The 16471-nt window shown below is 61.5% G+C and carries 12 protein-coding genes and 4 pseudogenes; 10 read left to right on the top strand and 6 right to left on the bottom strand.

Annotation, left to right across the window (positions count from 1 at the left end; all coding sequences use genetic code 11):
- Positions 1 to 127 precede the first annotated feature (127 nt).
- From VB716_RS03260 to VB716_RS03275, 4 genes and pseudogenes are all read left to right on the top strand, one after another.
- Positions 128 to 1063, top strand: a pseudogene (locus VB716_RS03260) (cytochrome d ubiquinol oxidase subunit II); the annotation flags it as partial.
- A 56-nt stretch (positions 1064 to 1119) separates the two neighbouring features.
- A complete protein-coding gene (locus VB716_RS03265) occupies positions 1120 to 1623 on the top strand; it encodes a rhodanese-like domain-containing protein (protein ID WP_322758099.1) in 504 nt (167 codons plus the stop codon).
- Positions 1624 to 1787: 164 nt separating this feature from the next.
- Positions 1788 to 2225, top strand: coding sequence for a hypothetical protein (locus VB716_RS03270; protein WP_323269707.1), 438 nt, complete (start codon positions 1788 to 1790; stop codon positions 2223 to 2225).
- Between the two features lie 24 nt (positions 2226 to 2249).
- Positions 2250 to 3389 (top strand): glutaredoxin family protein, encoded by a 1140-nt coding sequence (locus VB716_RS03275; RefSeq protein ID WP_323269709.1) that lies wholly within the window; start codon positions 2250 to 2252, stop codon positions 3387 to 3389.
- Positions 3390 to 3399: 10 nt separating this feature from the next.
- Here VB716_RS03275 and VB716_RS03280 read toward each other — a convergent pair whose 3' ends face one another.
- Positions 3400 to 3867 carry a hypothetical protein gene (locus VB716_RS03280; RefSeq protein ID WP_322758096.1) on the bottom strand — a complete coding sequence of 156 codons (468 nt, stop codon included), beginning with the start codon at positions 3865 to 3867 and terminating at the stop codon, positions 3400 to 3402.
- Positions 3868 to 4242: 375 nt separating this feature from the next.
- Between VB716_RS03280 and VB716_RS03285 the strand changes: the two are divergent.
- Positions 4243 to 5245, top strand: a pseudogene (locus VB716_RS03285) (IS5 family transposase).
- Between the two features lie 170 nt (positions 5246 to 5415).
- On the opposite strand, the pseudogene VB716_RS03290 reads toward VB716_RS03285, so the two are convergent.
- Both VB716_RS03290 and VB716_RS03295 read right to left on the bottom strand, forming a co-directional pair.
- A pseudogene (locus VB716_RS03290) lies at positions 5416 to 5703 on the bottom strand (transposase); the annotation flags it as partial.
- Between the two features lie 341 nt (positions 5704 to 6044).
- On the bottom strand, positions 6045 to 6710 hold the full coding sequence (locus VB716_RS03295; RefSeq protein WP_322758095.1) for a hypothetical protein: 666 nt from the start codon (positions 6708 to 6710) through the stop codon (positions 6045 to 6047).
- A 295-nt stretch (positions 6711 to 7005) separates the two neighbouring features.
- Here VB716_RS03295 and VB716_RS03300 point away from each other — a divergent pair.
- A pseudogene (locus VB716_RS03300) lies at positions 7006 to 8165 on the top strand (IS5 family transposase).
- Positions 8166 to 8451: 286 nt separating this feature from the next.
- Here VB716_RS03300 and VB716_RS03305 read toward each other — a convergent pair.
- Together VB716_RS03305 and VB716_RS03310 are read right to left on the bottom strand one after the other, a co-directional pair.
- Entirely contained in the window at positions 8452 to 9822 is a 1371-nt protein-coding gene (locus tag VB716_RS03305) for a bifunctional diguanylate cyclase/phosphodiesterase (RefSeq protein WP_323269710.1), read from the bottom strand.
- Complete coding sequence (locus tag VB716_RS03310; RefSeq protein WP_323269712.1) at positions 9707 to 10420, bottom strand: hypothetical protein; 714 nt, start codon at positions 10418 to 10420, stop codon at positions 9707 to 9709. The genes VB716_RS03305 and VB716_RS03310 overlap by 116 nt, the downstream gene beginning before the upstream one ends.
- A 114-nt stretch (positions 10421 to 10534) precedes the next feature.
- Here VB716_RS03310 and VB716_RS03315 point away from each other — a divergent pair, with 114 nt between their 5' ends.
- The 3 genes from VB716_RS03315 (at position 10535) to VB716_RS03325 (ending at position 13473) form a co-directional block, all read left to right on the top strand.
- Positions 10535 to 10759: a hypothetical protein gene (locus VB716_RS03315; RefSeq protein WP_322758092.1), complete on the top strand. Its 225-nt coding sequence runs from the start codon at positions 10535 to 10537 to the stop codon at positions 10757 to 10759.
- 57 nt (positions 10760 to 10816) lie between these two features.
- Positions 10817 to 12451 carry a diguanylate cyclase domain-containing protein gene (locus VB716_RS03320; protein ID WP_322758091.1) on the top strand — a complete coding sequence of 545 codons (1635 nt, stop codon included), beginning with the start codon at positions 10817 to 10819 and terminating at the stop codon, positions 12449 to 12451.
- Between the two features lie 599 nt (positions 12452 to 13050).
- Complete coding sequence (locus VB716_RS03325; protein WP_323269713.1) at positions 13051 to 13473, top strand: NUDIX hydrolase; 423 nt, start codon at positions 13051 to 13053, stop codon at positions 13471 to 13473.
- A 441-nt stretch (positions 13474 to 13914) separates the two neighbouring features.
- Here VB716_RS03325 and blaOXA read toward each other — a convergent pair whose 3' ends face one another.
- Positions 13915 to 14748: a class D beta-lactamase gene (blaOXA, locus tag VB716_RS03330; RefSeq protein WP_416238078.1), complete on the bottom strand. Its 834-nt coding sequence runs from the start codon at positions 14746 to 14748 to the stop codon at positions 13915 to 13917.
- Between the two features lie 1191 nt (positions 14749 to 15939).
- On the opposite strand from blaOXA, the gene VB716_RS03335 reads away from it, so the two are divergent.
- A complete protein-coding gene (locus VB716_RS03335; RefSeq protein ID WP_323269715.1) occupies positions 15940 to 16308 on the top strand; it encodes a helix-turn-helix domain-containing protein in 369 nt (122 codons plus the stop codon).
- The last annotated feature ends 163 nt before the right edge of the window (positions 16309 to 16471 follow it).

Raw genomic sequence — 16471 nt, forward strand, 5'->3', positions numbered from 1 at the left:
AGGGCATCTGCAAGCCATGCTTTTGAGATCTGGCCGACTTGATGTCACCGCGCTTGCCAGCCTGATTAACGCGAAGCAAACGGACGAATCCGGCGCCGATGGGCCGAGAATCTTTTTCAGGAGTCCCTATGTGATCCTCGATGGTTTTGATCTGGGGGTGGGCATCCTCTCGCTCACCTCCCCCAGTGAATCCCAGCGCACGATCCTGATGACGAGCCTCGGGAATGTGTGGGATGCCAACGAAACCTGGCTGGTCCTGATGGGTGGGGCACTGTTCGGAGCCTTTCCCCTCGCCTATGGCACCATCCTCAAGGCCCTCTACGGCCCCATTTACCTGATGATCCTGGGGCTGATCCTGCGGGCGGTGGCCTTCGAGTTCCGCGAAAACGCCACCAACAAGCGGCCCTGGAACCTGATGTTCGGCATTGGCAGCGTGCTGGCCGCTGGCTCCCAGGGCATCTGTCTGGGCACGGTGCTTTCGGGCATCCCCACCGATGCTGCAGGCCACTTCACAGGCTCCGCCTGGAGCTGGGTGAACCCCAGCAGCCTGGTGGTGGCTCTCACGCTCATCCAGGGCTATGTGCTGATCGGCTCCACCTACTTGATCCTCAAAACCAGTGGTGAGCTGCAGCGGTTGCATGTGCGCACGGCCCGCCTGGCGGCTGCCACCACCCTGGGCGGGGCCCTGCTGATCACCTTCACGGCACCGTTCGCCTCGGAAGCGCTGCGCCAGCGCCTGTTCGATCCCGCGTTCCTGCCCTTCTTCGTGGTGTTGCCGCTGCTGGGTGTTGCCCTGATCGTTCAGCTGTTCCGCAGCCTGGCGATGCAGCAGGAGGTATGGCCCTTTGTTTACACCGTACTGCTTTTCATCCTCAGCTTTGCTGGTCTGGGGGTGATGGTGTTTCCAGCGGTGATTCCGCCATCGGTCACGATCTTTCAGGCGTCGTCGTCGGTGAGTTCGATGGTGTTCATGCTCACGTTCATCGGTGTACTGATTCCTATCATGCTTTTCTACAACATCTACAACTACATCGCCTTCCGAGGCAAGGTGAGTGCCGAATAAGGAAAACCGCCGGCTTCCAGCACGATCAATCCCCCTAGGATGTATCGAAACCCCCTATGTCTCGCCTTAGCTCGCTCCTGCTGGGGTTCGCCCTCGCCCTCTGCCTGCTGATCTCAGCGCCACAGGGTGCCGCTGCGGCCACCGTGATCGCCCCTCCGGATGCCACGGTGGCTGCAGGCGAGGCAGCTGCCATTGACTCCGCAGTGGAGCAGTACCTTTCCAGCCTGCCGAGTGATTTTCACGCGATCCGATCGGTGCCAGCCCTGAAGCGCCTGCTCGCCAGCGGCAACGTGTCGCTGATTGACGTGCGAACCCCTGCTGAGTACCGGGCGGGACACATTGCCGGAGCCATCAACAGACCGTTGAACGATCTCAGCCGCCATGTGGCTGAGATTTCCCCAGAGCGAGAGGTGGTGCTCTATTGCTCCAGCGGCTTTCGCTCTGCCATGGGAGTGATGGCGCTGCAGCTGGAGGGCCGCCACCAGGTGAAGGGATTTGCACCCAGCATCGAAGGCTGGAAGGCAGCCGGTGAGCCCGTGGTGACGACAGAAGGCGTGTAGGCCTGGCGAACGTTGGCGGGGTGCAGATTGTGGGCAGCGGATTCGACAGCGCTCCTGCAGCGCGACCCTGGCTGCAACGCGTCGATCCACCCGCCACGAACCACCAAGATCGCAAGGCCCTTGCTTCGTTGCTTCCCACACTGAAGGAACAAGCCTCCAGGCCGATGAACCCGTCGATCAACCAGGCCCTGCGTCTGATCACCCTCTGGATCGCCTGGCTGCTGGCGATGCTCTTCCACGTGGACCTGGGTCTGATGCCCCTGTTCCACGGTCAGTCGCCCGAGATCCACAGCCATGTGCAGGAGGGGGCGCTGCCCTGGCTGTTCGGGGCGATGCTCGGCTACTTCCTGCTGCCGCTGATCGCGATCGTGCTGATCGCCTATGCCGCCACCACGGTCGGTCCGGCCATGCGCTGGCGGCCCTGGCGGCGGATCCACTTCTGGTTCAGCGTCATCTATTCGGTCACCAACGTCCCCCATCTCATCGCCGACATCCTGGTGCCCGATGCCCGCCTCGATCAGATCGTGCTGATGGTGGCCCTCACGGTCTTCGGGTTGCTGATCAACGTGGAGGCCTGGCGCTGGTGGCGGCAGACCCCATAACTCGGTCACGTTGACGAGGAAACGATGCGCAGGCCTCGGAAAGGCTGGCTGCTGCCGCCGATGCTGGGAATGCTGCTCGGCCTGCTGCTGGCGCTCACCTCTTTGCTGGCTCCTGCCCAGCCCGCAATGGGGGGAGCGGAACTTCAGGTGTTCGTGCGTGAGGGCTGTCCCCATTGTGCCGCCGCCAAGGCGTTCCTTCCCGAACTGCAAAAGCTGCGACCAGGGATCCAGGTGCGGCTGCGGCCGCTCGAATCCGATCCCGCCGCGATCGACGACCTGCTGCGCTACTCCCGGCAGGCCGGTACCGGTGCCCCTGGGGTGCCCACGTTCGTCCTCGAAGGCCAAGTGCTGGTGGGGTTCGATGGCGCCGAGGGCCGCGGCAAGGAACTGCTCGACTTGATCGATCAACGTCAACGTGCCTCTGGCAACGTGAGCCTCGGCCGCTTCGGCAGCATCAGCGCCTCTACGCTCGGCCTGCCGATCTTCACCCTGGCCATGGGGCTGCTGGATGGCTTCAACCCCTGCGCGATGTGGGTGCTGCTGTTTCTGCTTTCGCTGCTGGTCCACTGGCGCGACCGGGGGCGCATGGCCCTGGTGGCCGGCACCTTTGTCTTCGTCAGCGGGGCGGTCTACTACGCCTTCATGGCGGCCTGGCTGAATGTCTTCCTGCTGCTGGGCTTCACCGCCTGGCTGCGGCTCCTACTTGGTTCCTTGGCCCTGGTGCTGGGGGTGGTGAATCTGAGCGAGTTCTGGCGCAAGGGTCCGGGCTTTACCCTCTCGATTCCCGCCAGTGCCAAGCCGGGTCTCTACGCGCGTATGCGCGGGGTCATGCAGAGCAGGTCCCTGCCGGCAGCACTGGCCGCGGTGGCGGCTCTGGCAGTGGTAGTGAACGCGGTGGAGCTGCTCTGCACCGCCGGGCTGCCGGCGGTCTACACCGCTGTGCTCAGTCAACAGAACCTTGCTGCGGCCGTTCATTACGGCTACCTGGGCCTCTACATCGTGGGCTACATCGCCGACGACGCCCTGATGGTTGGGTTCGCCGTGCTGGCGCTGAGCAGCAACAAGCTCACCGAAGGCACGGGCCGGTGGCTGAAGCTGATCAGTGGAGTGGTGATGGTGATCCTGGCCCTGCTGTTGCTGCTGCGGCCCGGCTGGCTGTTCTGAGCAGGCTCACTCAGCGGCGGGTCCAGGTACCAATGTCGACGACGGAATCGAGATCTGAGGTGTGACGATAAACAACCTGGATCTGGTTGGGACTGACGATTCTTCCATCCGTAAAGCCGTCCTCATCAACAATGTACAAGGTGGCATTGTCATGCCCGAGCGTGCCGACAAACCTCTCCGTTGCGTACTTGGACTTGAAAACTCCGTGGAAAACCCGGCCCTGTTGCTTGGTGATTTGAGCGACGGCATTGAGATCACTGAAATCACCATGATGGTGAGTCTTGCATCTCGATGCTTCGACTTTGCAAAGCACGGCCCCCTTCCCTTCCACTGTCCATGTGCCGATCATGCTTGGAATGACAGGCGCGGCCAGAGCAGCAGAGAAGGTTCCTGCGCTGACAAGAGTCGCCACGCCGGCCATGGCCAACCGTGCTGCGAGCGATTTGGCGATGGAATTTGCGTCCACGGCATAATTCATTAGCCTTTACGAGAACATCTCATCAGCACTCTAGTCACAGAGGACAACGGTGAGTCAAGCGCGCAAGTTATTGTCATGTCAGCAGGTAAAGATCTTCCTGACGGGTTTGCGAATCGGAGCGATTGATCTGTGCATGACGATGCCAGACAACGGTAAAGCATGGACTGCGGAGACTACCCAAACGGCAAGAGAGACAGCCCTAGCCAAGGCTAACGCTGGCCATTACCTGCCCGCAGAAAGCCATGGATGAATACCCACAGTGGGCGCAGTAGCTTTGCGGTGGCGGGTAGGTGCATGGCTGTGTTAGGGAGACTCTGGAAAACCCCGCCACCCTGCGCGACAATGGCCCTGTGATCGGTGACGTGGACAGGCTTGATGGACGCCAAGCAGTTCGGTTTTGGTGATTACGAGCAGTCCACGGCCAAAAAGCGCACCCGGCGAGAGCGATTTCTGGCTGAGATGGAGGCGGTTGTTCCCTGGAAAGCACTGATCGATCTGATCGAACCCCACTACCCCAGGACCAGCAGCAAGGGCGGTCGGCCGCCCTATCCGTTGGAAACCATGCTGCGGATTCATCTGCTGCAGCAGTGGTATGACCTGAGCGATCCGGCGATGGAGGATGCGCTGCTTGAGGTGGCGACCATGCGCCGCTTTGCCGGTATCGCCCTGATCACCGACCGGATCCCGGATGAGACCACGATCCTGGCGTTCCGGCATCTACTGGAGGAGAAGGATCTGGGCGCGCAGATCTTTGAAGCCGTGAAGGCCCACCTCAAGGCCAATGGCATGGCCATGAAGCAGGGCACGATCATCGATGCCACGATCATCGCGGCGCCAAGCTCCACGAAGAATGAGAAGCGGGCGAGGGATCCTGAGATGCACCAGACCTGCAAGGGCAAGCAATGGCACTTTGGGATGTAGCCGTAGGCCCGCGAAGCGGTAGGTTCACATCGGGGTGGACAGCGAGAGCGGCCTCATCCACTCGGTGGAAACGACCGCCGCCAATGTGCATGACCTCACTCCCGCCGCTGAACTCCTGCACGGTGAAGAGACAGTGGTCTACGCAGATGCCGGGTACCAGGGGATTGAGAAGCGACCCGAGATGGAAGGCAGGGGTATCGGCTTCCGTACTGCCATGCGTCCCGGCAAGCGTCGCGCGTTACCGGATACACCCGAGGGGAGGGTGGATGACCTGATCGAGACGGCAAAGGCTCACTTCCGCGCCAAGGTGGAGCATCCGTTCCGCGTGATCAAGCGCCAGTTCGGCTTTCAAAAGACCCGGCTGCGTGGAATGCTCAAGAACCGCTGCAAGGTGAATGTGCTGGCCGGCCTCTCCAACCTATTCATGGCGCACCATGAGTTGCTATGCAAGACATGACTGGGGGAGTGGTGTGCCCATTTGGGGCAGGCACCACCCCAAATGGGCAAGATTCAGCGTCCACAAAGGTGAATTCAGGCTGATCAACAACCGATCCACCCTCAAATAGTTCATCCTGAACAAAGCGCGACTCTAGGCCCTTATTAAGGGGGCGTTGTCCAGAGGTTCCCTAATCCAATGAAGAATTGCAGGTACGGATTTTCCTTGAGTTGCTCAACCAGCTCCTCGTCTGTGATCGCCATGCGAGCTTTGATGATCAGGGCACCCAATGCCATTCGAAATGGCTTGGCAGGTGCCCCAAAGCCTTTGCAGAACTGCGACGCGTAGTCGTCCTCCAGCTCATCCCAGGGAATGAGCTCAGCAAGCTTGATCCAGCGATTGTCACCAGAGAGTTTGCCGCCAAACGGCAAGAAGAAATCCTCAAACGAGAGCTGATGACGATGCTCGCGCCGATACATGTGGAAAACTCTGGACTGCTTTTCGGCGATATCGAGCCGAATTGAGCACATTCTACAGTTGAAATCTGCTCGGATTCACTGCGGCGCAGCCGCTTTGCCCTTTCTCAGGAGGCCCGAATTACCTGGGGCTTGTTGCTCAACTGTTGTACAAGGTTTGCTCTCGGCAGTATTTCCCGCATCCATGAGTGTAATTATCGACGTGACCCATAACTCCTTTTCAGTGGGAACCTGAGACTTTCACAAGTCCTTGCGGTCAGCAGGAGTCATCAGTGATCATACAAACTCTATTCAGTAGTACTAGAATCTTCAACGCTTCATGGTCAACACTGCGTCTCAAGCTGTCACCGGAGCCGTTGTTGGTTCCTGTCATTGTACTTATAGTACTTCCATAGCTCCCTCGGAATAGGTGGGACTTGGACTGGTCCAGATGGCTTCACGTTCAAGAGCCCACCGCTCCCAGTCCCACCTCTTTGCTGAGGAGGCTGATTCAGCTGTTGCTGTTTATTCTCACATACACGCTTAAAATCTTCAATCCATGTTTTTAATTCGAACTCTTTATTCGCAAGCCCGCCAGATCTAATTCGTGATCGCAGCCTGTCAGAGTACTGCTGATGACGTCTTACTTGCTGTGAAGTGTACCTTTTCCTACTGATTCGCTCCTGAACATACGCTCTTGGGACCACTATATAGACCTTTCTGTATTCGTCGTCAATGAAGCTGCCTAGTATCGGATGTTCTTTGCGCAGCATCTCGATCCTAGAGCTCGAGTCCAAGCCGGGAACCATTGACACCTCCAAAATGTCTACCTGAGAAGGATTGCCCAAAAACTCCTTCATTGCCACTACGTCTTGAGACGCTCTCTTTATTCTAAGCAGTCTATATTTGCAGTCTTCGCTCAATGCCCCTTGCTGGGCGTAAATGCCGTCAGTGCCTGCGAAGAACAGCAGGACAACCAGCGCAGGCACTACAATCAAGAAGTGGCAGACGTATTTCATAAGTTTACCCAAGGGACTAATGACCTCCAGTTTTCAGTGTAGTCTTCAGGTTTCTTTGATAGCCATGGCTTAAATAAGCTTAAGAGCTTGCTGAAGAATCAGCCCACGAGCCCGTTTTCCACAGGCATCAGTTGATGGGCACCTCGAAAAATTGCCTCCACCAAGACGGAGCCCTCAAGCCTGGCCTGAAGTGGCAATGAGTCTCAATTGCCGGATCCCGAAGATCCCGAATTTTTCGAGGTGCCCTTTAGGAGTTCGCTGAAAAACCCGGCCATCTCTGCGAAAATGGGACAGCTGCCCAGCCCAGATGCGAGGTCAACGGGAGCGCAGCGGCTCCCTGTTCTCCTACGTGTCGATCGAGGAGCGGATCCCGGCCAGCCATCCGCTGCGGCGGATCCGGAAGCTGGCGGATCAGGCCCTCGATCGCCTCAATCCCACCTTCTGTGAGCTCTACGCCGCAGAAGGTCGGCCCTCGGTGCCACCGGAGCAACTGCTGCTGGCCTCGTTGCTGCAGGCGTTCTACGGCATCCGCTCCGAGCGCCTGTTGCTGGAGCAGCTCCACTACAACTTGCTGTATCGCTGGTTTGTGGGGCTGAGCCCGGATGATCCGATCTGGCACCCCACCACGTTCACCAAGAACCGCGAGCGGCTTCTCAATGACGACGTCATGGGGCGTTTCCTCGAGAAGCTGATGGGTGCTCCCGAGGTCAAGCCGCTGCTCAGCGACGAGCACTTCTCAGTGGATGGCACCCTGCTGCAGGCCTGGGCCTCCCATGCCTCGCTGGAACGGATCGACGCTCAGGAGGACCCACCGCCCCCGCCGTCAGGCCCGGGCGAGGGTTTTGGCACTCCAAAGCCCGGCAAGAAGAGAGCGAAAGGGGATTTCCGCGGCATCAAGCTCAGCAACAAGACCCATCGCTCCAGCGTCGATCCAGACGCGCTGCTGTGCCGGAAGTCCAATGCCCACCCCGCACTCCCCAGCTACCGGGGGCACGTGCTCATGGACAACCGCCATGCCCTGATCGTCGACTTGCCGCGTCACACAAGCGACGGGCACCGGGGAGAGGGATGCCGCCAAAGCGATGGCGGCTGCCGTCCCCGGTGCCCATCAAAAGACGATCGGCGCCGACAAGAACTACGACCAAGGGCTTTGTCGCCGAGATGCGCCGCATCGCCATGACACCGCATGTCGCTCAGAACACCAGCCGCCCTGGTGGTTCCGCCATCGATGGCCGTACCACCCGCCACGTGGGCTACGCCAAGTCGATCCATGCCCGCCGCGGCATCGAGAAGGTGTTTGGCTGGATCAAACAGTGGGGAGGTCTGCGCCAGTTCAAGCTGCGCGGCACCGAGAAGGTGAGTGCGGTCTACTCCTTCGGAGAAGCCTTCGGCTACGGCCTGAATGTGATCGCCTACAACCTGATCCGCCTGGGCAACCTGCTCAAACCGACGATGGCGGCGGCGTGAACAGGTGGTTGCCCAGAAGTGTGCCCAGACGGCAGTGATCAGGGAGCCCCAAAGGGGCAAAACACACCAAAAGGGGAGCTCTGAGCCGCTGAAACTCTGAAAACCAGACCAAAAGGAGCTGCACCAGCTCTCAGGAGGGAAAAACGCTGCTTCTCAGGCGGTTTTTCCGCAAACTCCTAGAGCGCACCAAGGCTGTGGGCGCTCGCCAGAGAGCTGAGGCCGGATTCGCAGGCTCAAGCGAGGAATCCCGGTAAGTCTGAGCAACTGTGGGTTTCGGTAGAACTGCTCAACAGGACTCAGGCCCTGGCCCCTGGGACGGCGGGAGCTGGGAACGCGCGAACGCCTCGAACGCCTCTGCCGGCATGGGCTTGGCGAAGTAGTAGCCCTGGATCTGATCGCAGCCCATCTGGCGCAGGGCTTCGAGCTGGGACTCCTCCTCCACCCCCTCGGCGATCGTCTCCATCTGCAGGTCCTTGGCGAGGTTGATGATCGCCTGCACGATCGAGGTGTCCTGCTGGCTGCTGCCCAGACCCCGGACGAAGGAGGCATCGATCTTGAGCTTGTTCACCCGCAGACGCTTCAGATAGCTCAGCGAGGAGTAGCCGGTGCCGAAATCGTCGATCGAAAGTTGGATGCCCGCGCTGGAGAAGCGGTCCATCGCGGCGATGGCCGCCTCCGGATCCCCGATCAGCACGGATTCGGTGAGCTCCAGCTCCAGGCGGGAGCCGGTCAGGCCGGTCTCCTCGAGGTAGCCCAGCACCAGATCGGCCAGATTCCGCTGACGGAACTGCACGGCGGAGAGGTTCACGGCCATCGTCCGGATCGCCAGGCCCGTGTTCTGCCAGCGCTTCAGCTGCTGAATCGCCTCGTGCAGCACCCACTGGCCGATCGGGAGGATCAGTCCCGTGTTCTCGGCGATGGGGATGAACTCCTGGGGGGAAACGTTGCCGAGGGCATGGTGGTTCCAGCGCAACAGGGCTTCGGCACCCAGCACTTCACCGGTGCGGGCGTCCACCTGGGGCTGGTAAAGGAGGCGCATCTCCTCGCGGTCGAGGGCGCCATACAGAGCCTTGGCCAGGCGCACCTGCAGCACCACCTGCTGCTCGAGCGACGCCGTGAAGAAGTGCAGCCGGTCGCCTCCCATCCGCTTGGCTTGATACATGGCCGTGGCGGCCTTGCGCATGAGGACCTCGCGGTCGGTGCCGTCCACGGGGAAGAGGGCGATGCCTGTGCTGCTGGTGAGATGGATGGTGTGCGGGCTCAGGGGAAGGGGCTCTCGGAGGCTCTCCTGCAGCCGTGCGCACAGCTGGGCCGCCTCGGTGGCATCCGCACCGGGGAGGGCCACAAGGAATTCGTCGCTGCCGATCCTGCCCACCAGATCGTTCTCCCGCAGACACTGCTTCAGACGCTGGGCCACCTCGCGCAGAACGGCATCCCCGGTTTCGTAGCCGATCGAGCCGTTGATGGCCTTGAAGCGATCCAGGCCCAGCACCAGGCAGGCCAGTGGTTGCTCCTGACGGTGGGTGGTCCGCAGAGCCTGCTCAAGCAGGCTGTTGCTGTTGGTGCGATTGGGGAGATCGGTGAGAGGGTCGTAGTAAGCCAGCGACTCCAGCCGGGATTCGGCCTGCTTCCGGCCCTGGATATCCCGCACGAGCACCACGAAGGTGGGCTCCGGTTCGCGGGGGGGGGCACTTGCGGGCCACCGAGAGCTCGAACCAGTGCTCGCCGCTGGCCAGGGGCAGGCAGATCTGGCGCCCGAAGCTGAAGCCCTCGCGGTTGGCCTCCTCCAAGGCCTCCAGGAATTCGGAGGCGGCATAAGGGGTTAGCAGTTGATCGATCCGGCGGCCGACCATGCAGGGGATGTGCTGCGGCACCAGTGCCTCCTGGTGGGTCTGGGCCTTGAGCACCAGGCCTCTTCGGTCCACTTCGCAGAGCTGATCGGGGATGGCCTGCAGGGTGGCCTGCAGCTCACTGGTGGTGGCGAGCAGCTGGCGCTCCTGCCGCTGACGGACCTGGGTGAGGCGAAGGGACACCAGGCTGATGGTGGTCACCGCCAGCAGACGCAGCAGATACGCACTGGAGCGCAGGAGGTCGAGCTGCAGGCCCACGGAAGTGGCCAGCACCAACGCCAGCAGGTTGAGCAGGGCCACCTGCCGAACGCCGGCGAAGCTGGTGGCCAACAGCACCGGCACCCAGTAAAAGCCGAGCACCGGCACCGTCTGGTTGAAGAAGGCATCGAGGGCGTAGGTGGCCACGATCGCCGCGGCCAGAACGAGTACAGCCCTGGCGCCACCAGGCCTTATTGGAGGGCGGTGCCCTAAGGCTCCGAAGTGGCGAGACAACCAGCGTTATCAGCTGGTGAGCATGCTATGGAGGCCACACACAGGAGGGAGCTCTACAGATTTGCTTATGCTCTACCTTCGCTGTTGCGCGTCACAATGTGGCAGATCGCGCTCAAGGGCTCTCGCAAGGGCAGCGAGCTGAAGCTCCTGCGCTACGGTCCAGGATCCACTGACATCGATCTTGGCCGAGTCGATGAAGTTGCCGCCTTCGGCGAGATGCCTCGCCAGGCTCTGCTGTGCTTCGATCGTTGAGCTCCCACCGGTACGTTGCTACCAACCCGGCGGTCGCATGCCCAGTTCCTGCGATTCGTGATCGCTCTTCTCCCTACCACTGCCGCACCAGAAGCCGCGGGGAGCCGCGCCAAGCTCTGGGGGCTGGCTCTGGTGATGGTCGGGATCTTTCTGCTGGATCTGCTGCTGCCGAGCAGCGTTCCGCTGCTGACGTTCTATTTCTTCGTGGTGGTGCTCTCGGCGAGCATCGCAGCGCCTCGCCAGATGCTCCCGTTGATCGTCGGGGCCTATGTCCTGGCGATCGCCTCCGCCCACACGAGGGGAGAGCCCTTCTCCATCGATTTCGCCTCCCGGCTGCTGGGGCTCAGCGCCGTCACCGCCGCGGCGGTGTGGCTCTCCGACCAGCGCACCCGCGAGCTGGAGCAGCGCCACCGCGAGGAGCAGATCCTCAGGCTCACCTTTGATGCCGCCCCCGCTGGGGTGGCCCTTTCGGACGCCGATGGTCGGCTGATCCGACTGAACAGAGCCCTTTGCGAGATGCTCGGCCTCGATCCAGAGCGCCCGCTCGCCATCCACTGGCGTGATGTCACCCACTCCGATGACATCGCCAGGGAGGAGCAGCTGCTGCAGGAGATCCAGGCCAACCGGCGCGACAGCTATCGGATCCGCAAGCGCTACCTGCGCAGCGATGTCAGCATCCGCTGGATGGACGTCAGCGTGTCCTGCGTGCGCCGGCCCGATGGACGGGTGGACTTCTTCATCGGCCAGGCCATCGACATCACCGATCAGATCAATGCCCAGCAGGACCTGGTGCGATCCGAGGAACGGTTCCGGCTCCTGTCGGAGAACGCCGCCGACGTGGTGATCCAGATCGCCCCCAATGGCACCCTGCGCTGGGTGTCGCCCTCACTCACCGCCGTGCTGGGCTGGCGGCCCGAGGAGTGGATCGGGCATCGCGGCACCGACTTCCTCGAACACCGCGGGTCAGCGAAGCAGTACCAGGCGAATCTTGAGCGTCTGCGGGCCGGAAAAACGGTCGTGGCCCGCGATCGTGTGCGTGCCAAGGATGGGCACTGGCACTGGGCCGAGACCCACGCCAGTGCCTTCCGAGACGCCAAGGGTCGGATGGATGGCTTTATTGCCTCCTTCCGCCTCATCGACACGGAGGTCGCCAAGGAACAGGAGTTGCTGCGCCGCGCTGGCACCGACAGCCTCACCGCTCTGTTCAACCGGGAGGAGATGTTCCGGCAGATTGAGCGCCTCATGGCTCGCCACCAGCGCCGGGGCGAGAAGCTGGCAGTGCTCTTCTGCGACCTGGACCGGTTCAAGAACGTGAACGACATCCATGGCCACCAGGCAGGCGATGCCGTGCTGCAGGAGATCGGGATCCGGGTGCGCTCCTGTCTGCGATCCACCGATCTTGCCGCCCGCATCGGCGGCGATGAGCTGATGGTGGTGCTCACTGACCTCCATGGCCCCGAGGATGCCAAGGCCATTGCCGAGAAGCTGCGGCTTGCAGCCCATGTGCCCGTACCGACGAAGGCGGGCGACCTGCAGGTGAGCATCTGCGTGGGTGTGGCCGTGGCGCAGCCGGATGAGTCGCTCGATGCCTTGATCGCCCGCGCTGACGCCGCCATGTACCAGGCCAAGGAGCAGGGCCGTGATCGGGTGGTCATGATTTCAGCCTCACCGCAGCAGAGACGAGAGTCCTGAGGAGCCTGAGCCAAGGACAGCGTGTAGCCCTTCGCTTGATCAGGCCATGCCAGCGAGAACGGCAGCGGACCTCGGTCTGCTCCACGGCTCTGAACCCGACGCGGAGATCAGCCGGTGGGCCTCCGCTGAATGCGCCTGGGGCCCAGCCTCAGTACCGCGGAGCCGAGCCACGGAGACGGGACGCAGGTGCCCGTGCGCACGAGAGCGCCCCTGCAGCGCGCATTGTGCGCACACAAGACGAGATACAGGCTCAGACCCATTGGTGCAACTAGAGCAAGTGCCTGACTTGCAAGCAGCTGCTCGAAGCCAAGGGCCTCGCCGAGAGGGTCTCGAAGGGCGCGAAATCACCGAGTCTTCTCACAAGCCTTCTCACACCCAAAGCACCAGAGCTCCTCGGCCAGGCGGGCACTGTGGGCTGGATCAGCCCGCGAAGCCGATTCGGCGGAGTGGGCGAAGGCATTGCGCAGCTTGCGCAGGGCAGAGAGAGCCCGCTCCACCGGGACATCGATCAGCCCCAGACGGCGAGCGAGGGCGACCTGCTCCGTCAGTGCTCATGGTGTTCGCGGTTTCCACCACGAGCTGCTGCCAGATCGCCTGCTATGGCCGTTGACGTTGCCCTGGCGATGTTGCAGCGGGACGGCCGCTGGTTGATGCAGCTGCGCAACGAGAGTCCCAGCATCGTCGCCCCAGGTTGCTGGGGTCTGTTCTGGGGCCATATGAATCCTGGTGAGTCGCCGGAGCAGGCCGTGCGGCGTGAGCTGCTGGAGGAAATCAGCTGGCAGCCCCAGGTCCTGCAGCTCGCCATGGTGCAGCAACTTCATCGGCGCACGGCCCATGTTTTTACCGCTGAGCTGTCAGTGCCCTTGGAGCAGCTGCAACTGCTGGAAGGTCAGGACATGGCGCTGGTTTCCATAGAGGAGTTGCTGTCGGGATCGATCTGCAGCGCCCGTCTTGGCAGCCCGCGCCCGCTGGCCAATGGGCTGCTGGAGATGATGCAGCACGTGCTCGAAGTTCAGGCCTGAGCACAACAAAGCCCGGAGCGTTGGCCTCGGGCGTTTGTCTGCTCAGCCGTGGTGCCTTCCCAAGGGGGCCGGGCGCAGCTGTGCGGTCGGTTGATCGTTGTCAGATCAGGGTGTTTTCAGTTGTGGTCGGAGTTGCCGGCGCTGGCACCTGGGGCCAGGTGTCAATCGGGACGTTCCGTTGGGTCCGGGGCACCTGAAGCGGTGCAATGGACGGCGACTTGGCGACACGCCAGGAACGTCAGAAATCCGTCGAGAGTGTTGGAGCAGGGGCCGGATCGTCAGCTCACTCCTATCTTCTGCTCAGGTGGGGTGTCTTCCATGTTCTGGAGCCTCCCGGATGTCGATGGAGTCACGATCGGACGGCTGGCCGTCGGGGGCAAGAGCTGGAGCGAGAACGAAACCGCTCTTCACTAAGGGCAATGGCACTTCATGAATGGCGCTTCATGGCGCAAGGACAGGCCCCCTTGGCGGTGTTGGCAGGATCCCAAGGGACTGCAGGCTGCTGCGTCCCAGCTGCTCGCGTTTGGGGGCATCGGCAGCGCCGGCCATGGCGATGTTGAGGGCAAAGGGGGTGATCTGGTCCCCCTTCTGCACCCAGCCCACCCACCAGCCCACGCCGGCGCTCGGGGCATTTTGCCAGCCGGTTTTGGCATGCAGGCTCCAGCCCGGGCCTGATTCCACCTGGGTGATCTCAGCCACCTGCTCCTGGGCTTTGCGGGGGAAGGGGAGGGATCGGTGGGCCAGGGCTGAGAGGAAGCGGGTCTGCTCGATGGCGCTGATCGCCAGGGGCCCGCGCAACCAGAAGGTGGTCACGTCGCTGCCGATCTGCTCGTTGCCGTAGTGCAGGCGCCCAATCGCGTCTCCCATGCGCTGCAGGCCGATGCGACGGGCCAGCTCCTGATAGAGCGGCACATTCGACACCTTCATGGCGCCGCGCAGCCCCATCGGCTGCAGCCACTCACGCATGAATGGGTTGGCATCCCCGGTGTAGGGAATCACTTCCTCGACGCTGCGCACGGCACCCAGCGACAGGCCGATCAGGGCATTGGCGATCTTGAAGGTGGAAGCGGGCGAGAAGCGCTGCTCCGCCCGGCTGCGGTTGTGACCGAGCAGCTCCCCGCTGCGTTCATCCAGCAGCACGAAGGTGCCCTCCACACCCGCCTGGCGGAACAGCGCTGCCACAGCCGGCTCCTCACGCCAGGGTTCAGCGGCACAGGCAGCCGAAGTGTGCAGGGCCAGCAGTGCCACCGCAAGCAGGGTGCGTGGCGTGCCCATGGGTTCCAGGCGGTGAGGGATGCCGGTCAGCCTCGCCCATGCTTCATGGGAGCACCAGCTCAGCCGGGCCAACTCCACCCTCTTGTCGTCCAGCCCTCCCACCAGCTCTGTGAGCTTTTCCTGGGAGGTGACCACCAGCCACATCTTGCCGCGGCCGATCCTCCCAAGGTTCTGCACCACGGCCTGTAGATCGAGCATCTTCTGAACATCCCGGGCCACCCGATACGGCCTACACCTGGTGCCAGTGATCCAAGGCTGATCGCCCCAGATCTTGTGGAGTCCGATCAGAAGTTCATAGGGCTGAGAGTAAGGGCAGATACGAACTGATGCTCTTGCTCGATCAAGCTGGGGTTGCCGATCGTTGACTGGCATGCTGTCCGCTTTCCATGGAACCACCCACCATGGCTCAATCTCCCATGGGTATTAATTTCTGGCCTGCCCATCGCCAATGATTCAAGCCCGTCTAATTCAGGACTGTTGTCCACTTCGTGGAAAATCGCTTCCAGGTCGCTGTCCATAGATTCTGTAAGCCAGTTATGTGCGAACTGTGCGTCTTGTGATGGGCGTCACTATCCCTTTGAATTGGGGGTCTCTTCGGATCCCCAGACCGCATCGCTGGAATCGTCCTTGACCAACATTCAATGGGAGCAGGGCCCCGCTCCCCCTCACCGGAATTTCCCTCGCCCAGTTGCGGTCTTACTGCTTGACTTAATGCATCGCATCATCGACTTGGGCAATATACGTATTGATCACTTGGCCGGCTTCCGCTGGAGGCGTGCACACTTAGGTCGATGGGTCTTGGCGAGGAGAATCGGCTCACTTGGCTCTCTTTAACTGGGAGAGCATCACTCTTCCCGTGAACCAGCTCGCTTGCCGGACGGCCGAGTCCCAATGGCGACCTTGGTACTGCGCAACCGTCCGTGTGGCTGCTTGCCCTCCGCTCCCGCTGCTTGTTCGTTTCTGGATCCGCGAAGTCCTGGGGCCAGAGAATTATCCAGACGACTGATGGATGCAAGCACTTCTGTGCATCTCTGCTGCTCTACACAGCCGAAACGCGCCGCCATAATTAGTGGATAGAAGTGTCTAGACAGGCCACAGGCGATGCCCAAGCAGCTTGACCCATTCCGCCAGACAGCTTCGGTCGACTGTGGCAAGGGTGGGCGCCCACGCTTGGCAGTCAGCAGCCGTGACTTGTATCAGATCGAACACTTCGCTGGGATTGGCTTGACGGTCTCCGAGATCGCCTCTCTGCTGCGGGTGAGCGAGCGAACGCTCTATGTCTGGCTGCATGATCCGGAGGTTAACGCAGCCTTTAGAAAAGGCAGGACATCCAGCCTCGCTGTCGCGGGCAGAATGCTCTGGGAAAGGATCAATGCAGGGGATCTCGGCGCCATCATCTGGTACGAAAAGACACGCGGTCACCGCTCGGACCGAGTTCATGTCCTCAACGAGGACGATGCCCGCTCGTTAATGCGCCGCATCCGAGGGCTTTCTGATGAGCAACTTCGGCATATTGCTAGTGGTGGATCTCCGCTTGATCTGCTCGATCAATCTGATTGATTGGCGATCTTCATGACCAATCTGAGTCCTTCTTGCGCAATGAGCTTGGATGCGCTTATTTCCGCTGTCTAAGCCGATCTTTCTGTGATCGGCAGTACTTGCGCCTACTAGGTGGTCCAAGGAAACTCTGGAAAACCTTCCCGATCCACGCGAAAATGGCCGC

This window comes from Synechococcus sp. CCY9201 (genome assembly GCF_034931105.1).
In the GTDB taxonomy this organism is placed as follows: domain Bacteria; phylum Cyanobacteriota; class Cyanobacteriia; order PCC-6307; family Cyanobiaceae; genus CBW1002.

Bases quoted from the DNA above. Each gene is read 5' to 3' on its own strand.
- VB716_RS03265 (WP_322758099.1), top strand. From the start codon at position 1,120: ATGTCTCGCCTTAGCTCGCTCCTGCTGGGGTTCGCCCTCGCCCTCTGC.
- VB716_RS03270 (WP_323269707.1), top strand. From the start codon at position 1,788: ATGAACCCGTCGATCAACCAGGCCCTGCGTCTGATCACCCTCTGGATC.
- VB716_RS03275 (WP_323269709.1), top strand. From the start codon at position 2,250: ATGCGCAGGCCTCGGAAAGGCTGGCTGCTGCCGCCGATGCTGGGAATG.
- VB716_RS03280 (WP_322758096.1), bottom strand. From the start codon at position 3,867: ATGAATTATGCCGTGGACGCAAATTCCATCGCCAAATCGCTCGCAGCA.
- VB716_RS03315 (WP_322758092.1), top strand. From the start codon at position 10,535: ATGGAGGCCACACACAGGAGGGAGCTCTACAGATTTGCTTATGCTCTA.
- VB716_RS03325 (WP_323269713.1), top strand. From the start codon at position 13,051: ATGGCCGTTGACGTTGCCCTGGCGATGTTGCAGCGGGACGGCCGCTGG.
- blaOXA (WP_416238078.1), bottom strand. From the start codon at position 14,748: ATGGGCACGCCACGCACCCTGCTTGCGGTGGCACTGCTGGCCCTGCAC.